The sequence below is a fragment of the Streptomyces sp. NPDC058773 genome (genome assembly GCF_042746015.1).
In the GTDB taxonomy this organism is placed as follows: domain Bacteria; phylum Actinomycetota; class Actinomycetes; order Streptomycetales; family Streptomycetaceae; genus Streptomyces.
Map to the genome: position 1 here is coordinate 100,482 of NZ_JBHYPE010000007.1, position 14,815 is coordinate 115,296.

A 14,815-nucleotide genomic window follows, 5' to 3' on the forward strand; every position below is an offset into this window, starting at 1 on the left:
CCACCGTTTTCCCGCGCCGGCCGGGCATCCCTGGGCACAGCGATGCCGGTGACGCGAAGGTGAATGTCAGCCGGAGTCGGCGGTCGGTGAATTTCCGGGGCCAGGTCGGGGTGTGCGCGCACCCCTCCGCAACTGGCCGGTCCGAAGGGAAAGTTGGCCGGAACCGCCAGAGGCACGCTCTAGCTGACCGCCCCAAGCCCGCACGAAGTCTGGCAGCTCATCCAGATGATCCACAAGCGTCAACGGGTGCCGCTGAGAGGCAACTTGAACTGCCGTCGAAACTGCCTCTTGCGGGAAAACTGCCGCTCGCCGGGGAGCCGTCGGCGCCCTGGTCAGGAAGTGCGCCGGCCCGCGCCGATCCTGGCGCGGCTCATGCGGGCGGGGCGGTCGAGCCGCGGACCACCAGGGAGACCGGCACGGGGGCCGGGTTACCGGGCCGACCGCCGTCCAGTACGGAGGCGAGCGTGCGCATGCCCCGCTCGCCGGCCTCCTCGGCGGGAAGCCGCACCGTGGTCAGCTCCGGTGCCACCGCCACCGCGATCGTCAGATCGTCGAATCCGGTCACCGAGACGTCCTCCGGAACCCGGAGACCGAGCTGCCGGGCGGCCTTCAGGGCGCCGACGGCGAGCAGATCGAAGTCGCACAGCAGCGCCGTGGGCCGGCTCTCCGGGGCGCGCAGGGCCCGTTCGGCTGCCCGCCGTCCGGCGTCCATGGTGAGCTCCGCGTACTCGGTCCGAAGCTCCGCGCCCGTCCCCGCCAGGGCGTCCGCCAGGGTCCGGGACCGCACGGCGAACGTCCAGGAATCCAGCCCGGCCGCGATATGGGCGATGCGACGGTGGCCGAGGGACAGCAGATGCGCGGCCAGTTGGCGGATGCCGTCCACGACATCGAGGTTGACCGTCGCGGCGGCCCGCGAGTTCGCCGGATCGCTGTCGAGCATCACCAGCGGAATCCCGTCCCCCTCGAACGCGGCCAGCACCTCCGAGGCCATGGACGAGGCGAGCACTCCGTCCAGAGTGGCCCGTGCCGAGACGAAGGGATCGCGCGCCGGCCCCCCGTCCGACGGGGAGGGATACAGCACCACGCCGAAGCCGTGCTCGGCCGCGACCCGTGCGACACCGTGGTACAGCCGCGCGTAGTACTCATTCGTGAGCGCCGGGACGACGAGCAGCACGGTCTTCGTCCGCCCGGTCCGCAGGGTCCTGGCCGCGAGGTTCGGCCGGTACCCGAGCGCGCGTGCGGCCTCCCGCACCCTCCCGACGACCCGTTCCGACACCCGGCCGTGCCACTTCTCACCGAACACGAGCGACACCGTCGCCTGCGACACGCCCGCCTCCCGGGCCACGTCCCGTGAGGTGGGCCGTGCTCTGTTCGCCACGGGGGCGCATCCTCTCTCGGAGTCTGGGCGGGTGGACCGCTCGTCCCCAACATGGTAGACATCGCAGGGAAGTTATACGTACTACGGCCGCGGGCCCGTCTCCGGCCGAAGGGTGGGACATGGGGAACGGTTACGGGAGCCTGCTGGGCACCCGGCATGTGGTCCGATTACTCGGCGGCACCCTCATCGGACGGTTACCGCACGGGATGGCCGCGCTGGGAATCCTGATGTTCCTCCGTTCGGAGGGTGCCGGATACGGTCTCTCGGGGGCGCTGGCCGCGCTCTGGGGTGTCACGGTGGCCGTGGGGCAGCCACTGCTCGGCAGGGCCGTCGACCGGCGCGGTCAGACCTGGGTGATGGCCCTCGGCGCGCTGCTCTCCGCCGCGGGCTTCGTGCTGCTCGCGGCCGTCGGATGCACATCGCTGCCCCTCGCCGCCGCCGGGGTCGCGCTGGCCGGGCTGGCGGCCCCGCCGCTCGAAGGCGGCATGCGCGCCCTGTGGCCCGGACTGCTCCGGAGCGAGGAGCGGGTGCAGGCCGCTTATGCACTCGACGCCGCAGCCCAGCAAATCCTCTTCGCTTCGGGGCCCTTGCTGGTGACGTTCCTGATCGCGGTGGGTTCCGAGGAAGCCGCCCTGATCGCCACCGGACTCATCGGAGTGGCCGGCACGATGGTCGTGGTCACCGCCGGACCGTCCCGGCGCTGGCGCGCGGCGCCCCGTACCGCGCACTGGCTCGGTGCGCTGCGCTCGTCCCCACTGCTGGTCCTGCTCGGGTCGGTGCTGTTCGTCGGCGTCTCCCTGGGCGCCGTTTCGATTTCCGCGGTCGCCTACGGGGACGAGCACGGTGCCGGCCCGGTGTCCGCCTGGATTCTGGCGGCGAATTCCCTGGGCGCACTGGTGGGCGGTCTCGTCTACGGATCGAGGACCTGGCCCGGGACCCCGGAACAGCGGCTGCGTCCGCTGACCGCCGGACTGGCGCTCTGCTACCTGCCGTTGATGCTCACGCCCGGCCTCCCCTGGATGATCTTCCTCGCCGCGCTCTCCGGGGTCTTCTTCGCACCGGTACTGGCCTGCGGCTTCGTCGTCGTCGACCGGGTCGCCCCGTCCGGAACCGTGACGGAGGCGTTCTCGTGGGTGGTGACCGCCCTGGGCGTGGGCGTCGCGGCCGGCACGGCCGTGGCCGGGTCGGCCGCGCAGTACGGTTCCAGCGGGGCGAGCTTCGCCGTCGCGGGCGGCGGAGGTTTCGCGGCCCTCGCCGTGCTCTGGGTGTGTGGCCGATTCTTCGTGGTCACAAACCACATGCCATCACCCCAAAATAAACACGCTACTCCTTCCCCATCCGATGCCAACGCCGTTTCGGAGGTATGACGTTCGTGCCCGGAATGCCGTGTGATCCGGTGGGTGCCGGCCCCGTGCCGGGACGGTGACCAGCCGCTCCGATCGCCGGGCGGCGGCGATCGGAGCGGCTCTTCGACCGCGGCGGTGGGCGGGGTGCGCCAGGGGGCGGGAGGTGCTGCCGGCCGAACGCGGTTCCATGACGTGGGACGCACGGTGACGCCGTTGCCTCTCGGCCCTCCCCGCTCCCCGGGGTCAGGCCCCAGCCGGCCGCCGGGAGACCGGGGTCGGTGCGGCCGGTTCCGGTGACGCAGGCAAGGGGGCCCGGCGGGCGCGTGAACGGGGATCGCCGCCGCCCGCAAGGGCCGGGTGGGTCCTTACTGACCCGAACCGCCGGTTCCGGACAAACACCGATCGCACCATGTCCAGTGGCGCATAGGTGTGATCAAATACGAATATGACGTCGCCATAGACGGCGGAAACGTGACCGCGTGTTTGTCGAACCCCGGTGGCCGGCTCAGGGCCCCGTCGCTGTGGGCTCGCTCAGAGGGGAAAGGGGGCCGGCCGCATTCCGCGTTGATGCACTTTTTGCTGTCTAAATTTGTTCAGTGTGACCGCTATTCGCCGGAAGTTTGTCCTGTGTGCAGCGGGGCGGTTGCCCGGATGGCCACTGTCTGAGCAGAGCGCACAGGGCCCGGCGCGACTCCTCCACGGAAACTCTAGGCGCCGTTGGATTCATCGGCATGGAGAAGGCGGATGACGAAGCGAATAACTTCTGTGGGTGCCTCGTTCGGCTCGTCACTGCGAATCTTACGCAAAGAACGCGGGATGTCCCTGGGTGACTTGGCGCGACTCGTGAATTATAGCAGAAGCCACTTGAGCCGGGTGGAAACCGGCAAGAAGCAACCGGCCGAGGGGCTGGTGAGGTTGTGCGACGAAGCGCTGGGTGCGAAGGGAAGCCTTCTCGCCCTGGCCGTGCGTTCTCCACGGCGTCGCAGTGGCACCGTCAGCCCCGTTCAACTTCCCCGGAGCATTGCTGATTTCACCGGCCGGGAAGAACCCCTCGGGCAACTGGACGCCTTGCTCGCCGAGGTCCATCGGCAGCGCGACGGACAAGCCGTGGCCACGGTGGTGGAAGGGGCCGCGGGAGTAGGAAAAACGGCCACTGTGGTGCACTGGAGCCACCGGGTCCGGAGCCATTTTCCGGACGGAGTGCTGTTTGCGGATCTCCAGGGATTCAGCCTGGCCGGGCGGCCGGCCAGCAGCCGTCAGGTGTTACGGAATTTCATGACCGCGTTGGGTGCCGCGCCCGGCTATTTCTCGGGGGAGTTGAACGATCTCGCTGCGAGTTACCGCAGTTTGCTGACGGGAAAACGTGTACTGATCGTCCTCGACAACGCGGCCGGTGCGGAACAGGTGCGCCCGCTCCTGCCGGCCTCGCCCCAGTGCATGGCCGTGATCACCAGCCGCAGTCGGCTGACCGGTCTGGTCACCCGGGACGGCGCCCACCGCATCACGGTGCCGTACCTGTCCGGGAGTGAGTGCAGCGGACTGCTGTCCCGTCTCGCGGGAACGCCTTTGCCTCTGGAAAGAGACCCATGCTGTGAATGCCGCTATCTGCCCCTGACCGTACGCATCGCCGTCGAGCAGCGAGAAATGGTGGACGGCCTGGAGCTGTGCGAACGATGCGGTTCGGAATCGCTGCTCAAGTATCTGTGTACCACACATGACGAGACCAGCGACATGTACACCGCGCTGTCGGGCTCGTACCGCTCCCTCCAGCCGGAAGCCGCCCGCGCTCTGCGGCTTCTCGGCGGCTGTCCGGGGTACGTCGTCACGGTCTCCGAGGCGGCGAAAATGCTGGGGGTCGATATCGTCCGGACACGGCGGGTCCTCGACTCGCTGGCGGATATCCATCTGCTGCACCGCAGTTCACGCGAAGAATACCGCTTCGAGAAGACCGTGAAGGGCTTTGCGCGGGAACTTGCCGGACACGACACCCCTCTCGCCACCTACGCGGGGCAGGGGGCCGGCTCCTGCTGAATTCCCGGAAACGGTGCCGTGGTTGAAGACGCCGGTCAGCCGGCCGGTTTGCCGTTCTCCACGCGGAGCGGGACACCGGGACGGCACCGGCTCCTGATCTGCGCCGCGGCCCGTGGGTAGCGCACGCACAGTTCCTCGGCGTCCCCGCCTTCATAGTCGGAGAAGACAAAGCCGGGCGCCATGGTGCAGCCGAACAAGGACCATTCGCCTCCGTCGCGGACCCGGCCGCCCATCCAGGTGCCCGCGGGGACGCACATCTGTATCTGCTGCCCGGCCAGGACGTCCGTACCGAGCACGACCGTGCGGTCCTTCCCGTCCGGATGGAGCAGCAGAAGCTCGATGGGATCGCCGAGATAGAAGTGCCATATCTCGTCGACCGGTAAGCGGTGCATCGCCGAGAACTGCTCGTCCTCGGCGGTGAGTAAGGCGATGATCGCGGTGCCCTCGGGCCGTTCGTCCCGTTCTTTCGGCGCGGTCCAGGTGGGCCGGAAGAAGCCTCCTTCGAGCGGCAGGGGTTCCAGCCCGAAATGCTCGATCAGATCCGGGACCGTGAGTGCGGGCCGTGACATCTCGTACCTCTTTCGTGGTGCGGCGGCAGCGGGCGGGATGCGGGGCCGAGGGCCCGCGGACGCCGGCCCGGCCGGGTGGCGGCCGGGCCGGCGGGACGCCCTCAGTAGCGGTAGTTCTCAGGCTTGTACGGCCCGCCGACGGCCACCCCGAGCTGGCCGGCCTGTGCCGGGGTGAGTGCGGTCAGTTCGGCGCCCAGCGCGGGGAGATGCAGCCGTGCCACCTTCTCGTCGAGGAGCTTGGGCAGATGGTGCACCCCGGGCGCATAGCCACCGGTGTTCGTGTACAGCTCGAGCTGTGCCAGCGCCTGGTTCGAGAGCGAGCTCGACATCACGAAGCTGGGGTGATCGGGCGCGTTGCCGAGATTCATCAGCCGGCCCTCGGACAGCACGATCACCGAATGACCGTCGGGGAAGGCCCACTCGTGGACCTGCGGCCTGGCCGGCACCTTGCGGATGCCGGGAATCCGGGCCAGGGCGTCGACATCGATCTCGGTGTCCAGATGCCCCATGTTCCCCACGATCGCCCGGTGCTTCATCCGGGCCAGGTGCTCCGCGGTGATGACATTCGCGCAGCCCGTTGTCGTGATGACGATGTCGGCTTCGCCGACCACCTGCTCAAGGGGTGCCACCAGGAAGCCGTCCATGGCTGCCTGAAAGGCGCAGATGGGGTCGATCTCGGTGACCACGACCCGGGCGAGCTGTGCCCGCAGCGCGTCGGCGCACCCCTTTCCGACGTCACCGTAACCGCACACCACGGCCAGTTTGCCGCCGATCTGGGTGGCCGTCGCCGCCTTGAGCGCCTCGACCACCGATTGCCGGCACTGGTAGCGGTTGTCGAACTTGGACTTGGTCACCGAATCGTTGACGCTGATCGCGGGGAACATCAGCGCGTCCTGCGCTTCGAGCCGGCGCAGGACGGTGGTGCCGGTGGTGGTCTGCTCACTGGCTCCGCGGACATTCGCGGCGAGCGTGCTCCAGTAGGAGGCGTCGTGTTCCGCCATGCGCTTGACCACGTCCAGCATGGCCCGTTCGTTCGGGTCCGCCGATTCCTCGTCCAGCGACACGGTTCCGGTCTTCTCGTACTCCACGCCCTGGTGCAGCAGCAGCGTGAGGCTCCCGCCGTCGTCCATCAGCATGTTGGGGCCGCACCCGTCCGGCCAGGCCAGTACGTGCTGTGCACACCGCCAGAAGTCCGTCATGCTCTGGCCCTTCCACGCGAACACCGGGACACCCGGGCCCCCGTCGGGGCCGACGGCCACGGCCGCGGCGGCACGGTCCTGGGTCGAGAGCCGGTTGGAGCCCGCCCAGCGGACCTCCGCGCCCAGCGCGGTCAGCGTCTCGATCAGCACGGCTGTCTGAATCGTCAGATGGAGGAATCCGCTGATGCGGGCACCGGCGAGTGGCCGCCGGCCTGCGTACTCCGCTCTCAGCGCCATCAGACCGGTCATTTCGTGCTCGGCCATGGCGATGTCCCGTCGTCCCGCCGCGGCCAGGGTGATATCGGCGATCTGGAGATCCGTAGCTTCTGTGCTCGTCACTGGAATTCCTGTCGTGTGTGGGGGGGAAGGCACGGGTCGGCCTTCGCCAGGGAGAGCAATCCGCAGAGCCGTCATGAAGACGAGGCGGGCGTCGGACCGGTGTGCCCGGGACGCCGCAGCCGGCGAAATCCAAGGCGGCTTGAGAACGGCGGTGCCGTCATGAGGACCGGCCCGGTGGTGTTCCGCATGATTCGCCCACCGAGTTTCCCTCAACTCTGCTTTCAAGAACAGCAGTTGAGCGGTGTCTCCTGTTCGGGGCAACGGGCGACACGCCATGCCAGGGGCTTTTCCTCCGGACAAGGGCCTTTGGGCAATGCGCGGGAGCCGGGCCTTTCCCGTCCACCCGCCGCGGCGTGCCGCAACGCGGTGTCCGGCCCGGTGCACGGCGCTGATTCGGTACCCCCTCGGCGGTGTCTCGGTATGCCCCGGCCAGGGTCACGGTCATGGCCGTGATGTGCCGCTGCGAGGCCGAATACACCATGGGACCGGCGCTCCCGATGAGCGTCCACCACGACCTGATGTGAGGCGCGGTCCTACTTGAGCAGGAGGGTGCACATGGCTTTTCGGATCACCAAGGAGTTCCATTTCTCGGCCAGCCATCAGCTGGCCGAACTTCCGGACGGACACCCCTGTGGCCGGATGCACGGACACAACTATGTGGTGGAGCTGGAGCTTTCGGCGCCGGCGGACGGCCTGGACAAGGCGGGCTTCGTCCGGGACTACGGCGACCTCCAGCAGTTCAGCCGGTGGCTGGACAGCGAGGTCGATCACCGGCATCTGAATGAGGTGCTGACCGACCGCAATCCGTCCGCCGAGAACCTGTCGCAGTGGCTGTACGAGCGTTGGCTGCCGCACTATCCCCAGCTCAGTGCGGTGCGGGTGTCCGAGACCGCCAAGACGTGGGCGGAGTACCGGCCGTGACGGGCGACAAGCCCCTGACGGCGGCACGCCGGGGAGGTGATGCCGCGGTGGGACCGAAGCTCGTAGTGAATGAGATCTTCGGCCCCACTTGAGGACCGTGCAGGGTGAAGGGCCTTCCATGGGCCGGCGTTGTGCCTTCGTCCGGCTGGGCGGCTGCAATCTGTCCTGCCGCTGGTGTGACACGCCCTATACCTGGGACTGGACCGGTACGGCCGATTCCGGGGTCGCCTATGACCCCCGTCAGGAATTGACGCCCATGCCCTGGGCCGAGGTGCTGCGCAAACTCCTCGACTACGACGTCCCCCTGATCGTGATTTCCGGCGGGGAACCGCTGAGCCAGCAGCGCCGGATGCTCCCCCTGATCCGGGAACTGACCGCCGCGGGGCGGCAGATCGAAATCGAGACGAACGGCACCGTGGTCCCGCGGGACGATCTGGTGAGCCTGGGGGTCCGGTTCAACGTCTCGCCCAAACTGGCGCATTCGGGGGACCCGGAATCGCGCCGGCTGGTCCCGGAAGCACTCCGCGCACTCGCGGCGGTGCCGGGAACGGCTTTCAAATTCGTCTGCCGCAATACCGGCGACCTCGATGAAGTGGCCTCCGCCGTCGAACGGTACGGCACGGAACCCGTATGGATCATGCCCGAGGGGCAGCTGCCGGCGGAGGTCGGCCGGCACCTCGCCGATCTGGGCGATGAGGTCGTGGCACGAGGCTGGAACCTGACCACTCGATTGCATGTTGCCGTCTGGGGCGACCGGAGAGGTGTGTGAGCACAGTGAGCGGAGCTATGGAACTGGATGTCCTCAACGAGGCACGCGCGGCGGATTCCCCGGACCCGTTGGAGGACATCGCACGCCGGCTGCTGGTCGAAATCGGTGAGGATCCCGAGCGGGACGGACTCAAGGACACCCCGGCGCGATTCGCCCGATGGTGGCGGGAGTTCTCACGGTATGACGCGGGGGCCGTGGACACCCTTTTCCCGTTGCAGACCGAGGGCCAGATGGTGATGGTCTCGGACATCAATGTGTGGTCGCTGTGCGAGCACCATCTGCTGCCGTTCTCCTGCGCGGTCACCATCGCCTACCGGCCGCACGGCGAGGTGCTCGGGCTGTCGAAATTCGCCCGGATCGCCCATCGGCACGCACACCGGCTCCAGGTGCAGGAACGCCTGGTGCGCGATATCGCGGACGAGGTCACCAAGGTGACCGGTTCGGTGGATGTGGCGGTTATCGCCACGGGTGAGCACCTGTGCATGAGCATGCGCGGCATCCGTACCCCGGCGGCCATGACGTCTGCCGCCTACTCGGGAATTTTCGAGGAGTACGGCCCGGCCCGCCAGGAACTCGTGGCGACGGTTTTCCAGGCACGCAAGTAAGTCAGGCACGCACATGAGAAATGACAGCCGTCCACGATCGGAGGAGCAGGCACGTGGCGATTCGTGAGATCCGTACCGGGCTGAGCCTGGATGACGTGTTGCTGGTACCGCAGCGCACCTCGGTGGTGAGCCGTGCGGCCACCGACATCAGCACGGAACTGGTGGCCGGGATATCCCTGCGGGTACCCGTCCTGTCCGCCAACACCCCCTGGTGCACGGGCCGGCGGATGGCGGTGGCGATGGCGCTCGCCGGGGGACTCGGTGTCGTGCACCGGATGCAGACCGCCCAGGACCAGGCCGCCGAGGTCGCCGCGGTCAAGGCGTCGGCCGTCCCCGAGGGGACGGACACCGCCACCGTCGACGGGTCGGGGCGGCTGCGCGTCGGCGCCGCGATCGGGGTGACCGACGACTATCTGGAGCGGGCCGCCCTGCTCGTCGAGGCGGGCGCGGATGTGCTGGTCACCGACGTGGCGCACGGCCATGCGGACTATGTGCTGGACACCGTGGAGAAGCTGCGCGCCCGGTTCCCGCAGACCCCGCTGATCGCCGGGAACGTCGCCACCGCCGCCGCCACCCGGGACCTGATCGACGCCGGTGCCGGCGCGGTGAAGGTGGGCATCGGTCCGGGCGGCATCTGCACCACCCGGATCGTCGCGGGCAGCGGGGTGCCGCAGCTGACCGCCGTCCTCGACTGCGCGGAGGAGGCGGCCCGCACGGGCACCCCGATCATCGCGGACGGTGGCATCAAGGCCCCCGGCGATGTGGTCAAGGCCCTTGCGGCGGGCGGCCATTCGGTGATGCTCGGCAGTGCCCTGGCCGGAGCCGACGAGAGCGAGGCACGGCTGGTGGAACGGGACGGCCGCCGCGTCAAGGTCAGCACCGGCTTCGTCACCTTCGGCATGCGGCTCACCCTCAAGCGGGCCCGCGGCGAAGCGGTCAGCCGTGCGGAACTGGAGGAGTACACCCCGGAGGGGGTCGAGGCCACCTTCGCGCACTCGGGGACGCTGGCCGCGACGCTGCGGCCGTTCCTCGGCGGTCTGCGGTCGGGCATGAGCTACTCCGGTGCCCACACGCTGGCCGAGCTCCGGGAGAAGGCCGAGTTCATCCGGGTGACGCCGGCCGGTCTGTCGGAGAGCCGGCCGCACGCCCTGGAGCGCACGCAGCAGGAGGCCTTGGACTACGCCAAGGAGGCCACCGGATGACGAGCCCCTGGGAGTCGGGCCGTTACGGCAGCGAGGAGATGCGCCGGCTGCTCGGCGACCGCCGCCGCTACGAGCTGTTCGTACGGGTGGAAGGCGCGCTGGCCGCGGTGCAGGGACAGCTGGGCGTGATCCCGGCCGAGGCGGCCGAGGTGATCGAGGAACGCTCCCGCACCCACCGTTGCGACCTGGACCGCATCGCCGCGATCGAATCGATGAGCCGGCACGAACTGTACGCGGTGGTACAGGAGTTCGCGGAGACCTGCGCTCCGTACGGCCGCTATGTGCACCACGGCGTGACCAGCAGCGATGTCATCGACACCGCCCTGGCGCTGCAGCTCGACGAGGCGATCGGCATCCTCGGCGAACGGCTGCGCGCCGTCATCGGGGTGCTGAACCGGCAGATCGCCAAGGAAGGCCGGCAGGTGATGATCGGCCGTACCCACGGCCAGCACGCCCAGCCCGTCACCCTCGGCTTCAAACTCGCCGTCATCCTCGACCAGTTGACCCGCTGTCTGGAGCGGCTGGAGCAGCTGCGCGGCCGCGCCGTCATGGGCAAGATCGCCGGCGCCGTCGGCTCGCTGGGGGGCCTGGGGTCCCAGGGCCTCCAGGTGCAGCGTGCGGTGCTGGCCCGGCTGAACCTTCCGGAGCCCCAGATCTGCGCCCAGGCGGTGGCGCGGGACCGCATGGCGGAGTTCGTCTGCTGGACGGCGCTGACCGCGGCGTGCCTGGACAACCTCGCGACGGAGATCCGCAATCTCCAGCGGACCGAGATCGGCGAGCTGGCCGAGTCCTTCGCCGAGGGCGACCAGATCGGCAGTTCCGCGATGCCCCACAAGCGCAATCCGGTGCGCAGCGAGCGTATTTGCAGCCTCGCCCGGCTGCTGCGGTCCCTGGTCGGACCGGCGCTGGAGAACGTGGTGACCTGGCACGAGCGGGATCTCGCCAACTCCGCCAACGAGCGCTTCACGCTTCCGCAGGCATGTGTGCTGCTCGACGAGATGCTCACCACCACCACCGCCGTGCTGGAAGACCTCCGGGTCTTTCCGCACCGGATGCAGGAGAACCTCGACCGTTCCCGCAACAGCCATCTCAGCGAAGCGGTCCTGCTGGCCATGGTCGACCGCGGCACCGACCGGCTCGACGCCTACCGGCTCCTTCAGCGGGCCAGCGCGACCGCCGCCCAGGAGGAACGCGACCTGGTGGCGGTCCTCTCGGACGACCCGTCGGTGACGGCCGTACTGCCCCCGCAGGAGATCGCGTCGCTGGCCGGAGCGTCCACGGACATCGGCTTCTGCGAGCGCCTGACGGACGAGACCGTACGCCGGGCCGAAGCGGCACTCGGCAAGACGTCGGAAGGAGCGCTGACATGCCCGGCACAGTGATCGTGGGTGGCCAGTGGGGTGACGAGGCCAAGGGAAAGATCTCCAGCTATCTGGCGGTCCGGGACGAACCCGCGGTGGCGGTCCGCGCCGGGCTGGGGCCGGGCGCGGGGCACACGGTGGTGCACGGCGGACGCACCCTCAAGCTGCGCCAGCTCCCCAGTGCGGTGATCCACCCCGGTACCCGGCTCCTGCTGGGCGCGGGGGTGCTGGTCCGGCCGGACGTGCTGCTGCGGGAGATCGAGGAGTTCGGCGCGCGGGACCGGGTGGGGGTGGACTACCGCGCCACCGTCATCGACCCGGGCCATGTGAGCGCCGAGGCGGCGGACACCGTCCTCAGCGAGCGGGTGCGCAGCACGGGCAGCGGGCACGGTCCGGCGCTGGCGGCCCGTGCGATGCGCTCGGCGCGCCGGGCCGAGGACATCCCGGCCCTCGCCCCGTATCTGGCGGACACCGTGCGGGAGGTGAACGACGCGGTCGACGCGGGCGACCGGGTGCATGTCGAGGGCACCAACGGCTTCGGCCTCTCGGTGCTGTACGGCACGTATCCGTACACCGTCGGCAAGGACAGCACGGCGAGTACCGCCGCCGCGGACGCCGGGCTCGGGCCGACCGCCATCGACGAGGTGGTGCTGGTCTTCCGCGCCTATCCGACCCGGGTCGGCGCCGGCCCCTTCCCGACCGAGATGAGCGAGGAGGAGGCCGAACGCCTGGGGATCGTGGAGTACGGCACGGTCACCGGGCGACGGCGCCGGGCCGGCACGTTCGACATGGACCAGGCGCGGGACGCGGTCCGCGTCAACCGCCCCACGCGGATCGCGCTCACCTTCCTCGACCAGGTGGACGCGTCCTGCCGCGCGCTGCGCACCGGCGAACTGCCCGAGGCCGCGGCGGCGTTCGTGGCGCGGGTGGAGAAGGGGCTGGGTCTGCCGGTCGATCTGATCGGCACCGGCCCGGGCACCGCCGATGTCATCGAGCGGTGGCACGGACAGCCCGCGGGCACGGACAGTGACATGGCGACGGGTGTGGGAGGCAACCGATGAACGCGACTCCGATGTGGCGCCGGGACCGGCTGCTGACCATCAGCTGGGAGACCATGGGCCGGATGCTCGACAGGATGGCCGAGGACATCCGGTCCGACGGCTTCGCCCCCACGCTGGTGGCGGGTATCGCACGGGGCGGGCTGCCGCCGGCCATCGCCCTGTCGAACCTGCTGGGCGTCGAGGACTTCCGCATCCTGGGCATTCCCCGTAACTCCTCCAACTCCCGTTACAGCGGGCGCGGTGAGGCGGTGCTCCAGTACGTGGTGCCGGAGCGCCCGCTGGACGGCTCCAGGGTGCTGCTGGTCGACGACATCATGGGCGACGGCGGGACCATGGCCCTGGCGAAGCAGACCATGCTGGACCGCGGTGCCGCCGAGGTCCGTACGGCTGTGGTGGTCCGCAATCTGGGCGCGGCGAGCACCGCCGACTACCAGGCCACCGAGGTGGACGACTGGACGGTCTTCCCCTGGGAGACGCCGCCCGGCGCCCATGAACTCGCCGTACCGTTGCGGGCGTGATGAGCATGCTCGATCAGGCGGAGAGCGCCGCGCCGGCCACGGTCGTCCTGGACCGGGACGGCACCCTGCTGGACTTCTATGACATGTTCCACCGCTTCATCCTGGATCTGCACCGGCACCAGGGGGTGATCCCGCCGCCCCGCGAGGAGATCCTCGGGTTCGCCTACTGGTCCGCGATCACGACCGGTGCGCTGCGCATCGGCTCGGTCCGGGTCAAGGACCGCGTGGACGAGGTGGTCCGCCGGTACATGCCGTACGGGCGGCTGTATCCAGGGGTGGTGCCGATGCTGACCGCGCTGTCCGGCGCGGGCGTGCGGCTCGCGCTGGTCAGTTCCTGGGTCGGCACCGAAGCCACGGTCGGCCTGCTCGGGCGGCACGCGGTCCTGGACTGTTTCGGTCCGGTGCTGACCCGGGACGATCTGACGGCCCGGCAGGGCGATACCCCTGACGCCGACTGCAAGACCGAGCTGGCCCGGCGCGCACTGGCCGAACTCGGTCATGCGCCCGGCGACCGGCTCTACGTCGTGGGGGACACCCCGTCCGATGTCGCGCTGGGCCGCCGCCTGGAGGCCGTGGTCGTCGGCGTCCGGACCGGCAACGGCGGCACGCTGCCTCCCCAGGGGCAGCCGGACGGGCCGGACGTGCTGCTGACGTCCGCCGCGGACCTGGGCACGCTGGTGCTCGGGCGGGAGCGGGTGACCTGAGCCGCGCGGCGGACCGGCAACGACGACGGGCCGGGCTCCTTGAGGGGAGCCCGGTCCGTCGTCGTGTATCGCCGCCTGTGGCGGGCGAGGGGTGTCAGGGCGCCGCGTGCTCGGTCACGTCATCGAGGTAGTCGGTCGGGTCGGGCAGTCCGGCATTGCGGAACGCCTCCCGGCGTTCGTAGCAGGTCCCGCACGTCCCGCAGTGCCGGTCGCCCCCCTTGTAGCAGGACCAGCTGAGCTCCAGAGGAGCGCCGAGCCGGGTGCCGTGCGTGGCGATATCGGTCTTGGACCATTCGATGAACGGCGCCTCCACCCGGGGAATGGCGAAGCCCTCGTTGGCCACCGTGACCAGCTCCCGCAGCGCGTTGACGAACGGCGGCCGGCAGTCGGGGTAAATGAAGTGGTCCCCGGCGTGCATGCCCAGGGCCACCACCGCGGCGCGGTGCGCGACGCCGATCGAGACCGCGACGTTCGCCAGCACCGCGTTGCGGTTCGGCACCACGGTGGCCCGCATGGACTGCTCCGCGTAGTGCCCGTCGGGGACCGTGACCTCATCGTCGGTCAGCGCCGACCCGGTGAGCAGTGAGCCGAAGCTCCGCAGATCGACCACATGGTGCTTGGCACCGTAGTGGGCGGCCACCGCGCGGGCCGATTCGATCTCCCGGTGATGACGCTGCCCGTAGTCGACGGTGACGGCGATCAGCGAGTGGTGCAGGGCGGCGTAGTGCGCCATGAGCGCCGTGGAGTCCATGCCTCCCGACAGCACCACGACTGCGGTGAACGGATCCGAGCGAGTGTCGTCCTGAGCCATC

The 14,815-nt window shown here is 69.7% G+C and carries 14 protein-coding genes; 10 read left to right on the top strand and 4 right to left on the bottom strand.

The window, feature by feature from the left end; translation table 11 throughout:
- Nucleotides 1-370: 370 nt before the first annotated feature.
- The gene (locus tag ACFW5B_RS08860; RefSeq protein WP_386435422.1) at nucleotides 371-1,378 is read right to left on the bottom strand and encodes a LacI family DNA-binding transcriptional regulator; all 1,008 of its coding nucleotides are present in this window, start codon (nucleotides 1,376-1,378) and stop codon (nucleotides 371-373) included.
- Between the two features lie 119 nt (nucleotides 1,379-1,497).
- On the opposite strand from ACFW5B_RS08860, the gene ACFW5B_RS08865 reads away from it, so the two are divergent.
- Both ACFW5B_RS08865 and ACFW5B_RS08870 read left to right on the top strand, forming a co-directional pair.
- Nucleotides 1,498-2,745, top strand: a complete 1,248-nt coding sequence (locus ACFW5B_RS08865; protein ID WP_386435425.1) for an MFS transporter — start codon at nucleotides 1,498-1,500, stop codon at nucleotides 2,743-2,745.
- A 723-nt stretch (nucleotides 2,746-3,468) separates the two neighbouring features.
- The gene (locus ACFW5B_RS08870; RefSeq protein WP_386435428.1) at nucleotides 3,469-4,755 is read left to right on the top strand and encodes a helix-turn-helix domain-containing protein; all 1,287 of its coding nucleotides are present in this window, start codon (nucleotides 3,469-3,471) and stop codon (nucleotides 4,753-4,755) included.
- 35 nt (nucleotides 4,756-4,790) lie between these two features.
- Here ACFW5B_RS08870 and ACFW5B_RS08875 read toward each other — a convergent pair whose 3' ends face one another.
- Together ACFW5B_RS08875 and ahcY are read right to left on the bottom strand one after the other, a co-directional pair.
- Nucleotides 4,791-5,324, bottom strand: a complete 534-nt coding sequence (locus ACFW5B_RS08875) for a cupin domain-containing protein (protein ID WP_386435430.1) — start codon at nucleotides 5,322-5,324, stop codon at nucleotides 4,791-4,793.
- 101 nt (nucleotides 5,325-5,425) lie between these two features.
- On the bottom strand, nucleotides 5,426-6,862 hold the full coding sequence (gene ahcY / locus ACFW5B_RS08880; protein WP_386435433.1) for an adenosylhomocysteinase: 1,437 nt from the start codon (nucleotides 6,860-6,862) through the stop codon (nucleotides 5,426-5,428).
- 555 nt (nucleotides 6,863-7,417) lie between these two features.
- Between ahcY and ACFW5B_RS08885 the strand changes: the two genes are divergently transcribed.
- From ACFW5B_RS08885 to ACFW5B_RS08920, 8 genes are all read left to right on the top strand, one after another.
- A complete protein-coding gene (locus ACFW5B_RS08885; protein WP_386435436.1) occupies nucleotides 7,418-7,783 on the top strand; it encodes a 6-pyruvoyl tetrahydropterin synthase family protein in 366 nt (121 codons plus the stop codon).
- 118 nt (nucleotides 7,784-7,901) lie between these two features.
- Nucleotides 7,902-8,552: a 7-carboxy-7-deazaguanine synthase QueE gene (locus ACFW5B_RS08890; RefSeq protein WP_386435438.1), complete on the top strand. Its 651-nt coding sequence runs from the start codon at nucleotides 7,902-7,904 to the stop codon at nucleotides 8,550-8,552.
- A 17-nt stretch (nucleotides 8,553-8,569) separates the two neighbouring features.
- Nucleotides 8,570-9,157 (top strand): GTP cyclohydrolase I, encoded by a 588-nt coding sequence (gene folE, locus ACFW5B_RS08895; RefSeq protein ID WP_386435440.1) that lies wholly within the window; start codon nucleotides 8,570-8,572, stop codon nucleotides 9,155-9,157.
- A 53-nt stretch (nucleotides 9,158-9,210) separates the two neighbouring features.
- Complete coding sequence (locus tag ACFW5B_RS08900) at nucleotides 9,211-10,359, top strand: IMP dehydrogenase (RefSeq protein WP_386435443.1); 1,149 nt, start codon at nucleotides 9,211-9,213, stop codon at nucleotides 10,357-10,359.
- A complete protein-coding gene (gene purB, locus ACFW5B_RS08905) occupies nucleotides 10,356-11,741 on the top strand; it encodes an adenylosuccinate lyase (protein ID WP_386435446.1) in 1,386 nt (461 codons plus the stop codon). The genes ACFW5B_RS08900 and purB overlap by 4 nt, the downstream gene beginning before the upstream one ends.
- Entirely contained in the window at nucleotides 11,726-12,781 is a 1,056-nt protein-coding gene (locus tag ACFW5B_RS08910) for an adenylosuccinate synthetase (RefSeq protein ID WP_386435449.1), read from the top strand. Before purB ends, ACFW5B_RS08910 begins: the two co-directional genes overlap by 16 nt.
- On the top strand, nucleotides 12,778-13,299 hold the full coding sequence (locus ACFW5B_RS08915; RefSeq protein WP_386435451.1) for a phosphoribosyltransferase: 522 nt from the start codon (nucleotides 12,778-12,780) through the stop codon (nucleotides 13,297-13,299). The genes ACFW5B_RS08910 and ACFW5B_RS08915 overlap by 4 nt, the downstream gene beginning before the upstream one ends.
- Nucleotides 13,299-14,003, top strand: coding sequence for an HAD family hydrolase (locus tag ACFW5B_RS08920; protein ID WP_386435454.1), 705 nt, complete (start codon nucleotides 13,299-13,301; stop codon nucleotides 14,001-14,003). Before ACFW5B_RS08915 ends, ACFW5B_RS08920 begins: the two co-directional genes overlap by 1 nt.
- Before the next feature lie 94 nt (nucleotides 14,004-14,097).
- Here ACFW5B_RS08920 and queC read toward each other — a convergent pair whose 3' ends face one another.
- Nucleotides 14,098-14,814: a 7-cyano-7-deazaguanine synthase QueC gene (gene queC / locus ACFW5B_RS08925; protein ID WP_386435457.1), complete on the bottom strand. Its 717-nt coding sequence runs from the start codon at nucleotides 14,812-14,814 to the stop codon at nucleotides 14,098-14,100.
- Nucleotide 14,815: the final 1 nt, after the last annotated feature.

Excerpts from the sequence above, each read along its gene's own strand:
- ACFW5B_RS08865 (WP_386435425.1), top strand. The coding sequence starts at position 1,498 with ATGGGGAACGGTTACGGGAGCCTGCTGGGCACCCGGCATGTGGTCCGA.
- ACFW5B_RS08870 (WP_386435428.1), top strand. The coding sequence starts at position 3,469 with ATGACGAAGCGAATAACTTCTGTGGGTGCCTCGTTCGGCTCGTCACTG.
- ACFW5B_RS08875 (WP_386435430.1), bottom strand. The coding sequence starts at position 5,324 with ATGTCACGGCCCGCACTCACGGTCCCGGATCTGATCGAGCATTTCGGG.
- ACFW5B_RS08885 (WP_386435436.1), top strand. The coding sequence starts at position 7,418 with ATGGCTTTTCGGATCACCAAGGAGTTCCATTTCTCGGCCAGCCATCAG.
- ACFW5B_RS08890 (WP_386435438.1), top strand. The coding sequence starts at position 7,902 with ATGGGCCGGCGTTGTGCCTTCGTCCGGCTGGGCGGCTGCAATCTGTCC.
- folE (WP_386435440.1), top strand. The coding sequence starts at position 8,570 with ATGGAACTGGATGTCCTCAACGAGGCACGCGCGGCGGATTCCCCGGAC.
- purB (WP_386435446.1), top strand. The coding sequence starts at position 10,356 with ATGACGAGCCCCTGGGAGTCGGGCCGTTACGGCAGCGAGGAGATGCGC.
- ACFW5B_RS08910 (WP_386435449.1), top strand. The coding sequence starts at position 11,726 with ATGCCCGGCACAGTGATCGTGGGTGGCCAGTGGGGTGACGAGGCCAAG.
- ACFW5B_RS08915 (WP_386435451.1), top strand. The coding sequence starts at position 12,778 with ATGAACGCGACTCCGATGTGGCGCCGGGACCGGCTGCTGACCATCAGC.
- ACFW5B_RS08920 (WP_386435454.1), top strand. The coding sequence starts at position 13,299 with ATGAGCATGCTCGATCAGGCGGAGAGCGCCGCGCCGGCCACGGTCGTC.
- queC (WP_386435457.1), bottom strand. The coding sequence starts at position 14,814 with ATGGCTCAGGACGACACTCGCTCGGATCCGTTCACCGCAGTCGTGGTG.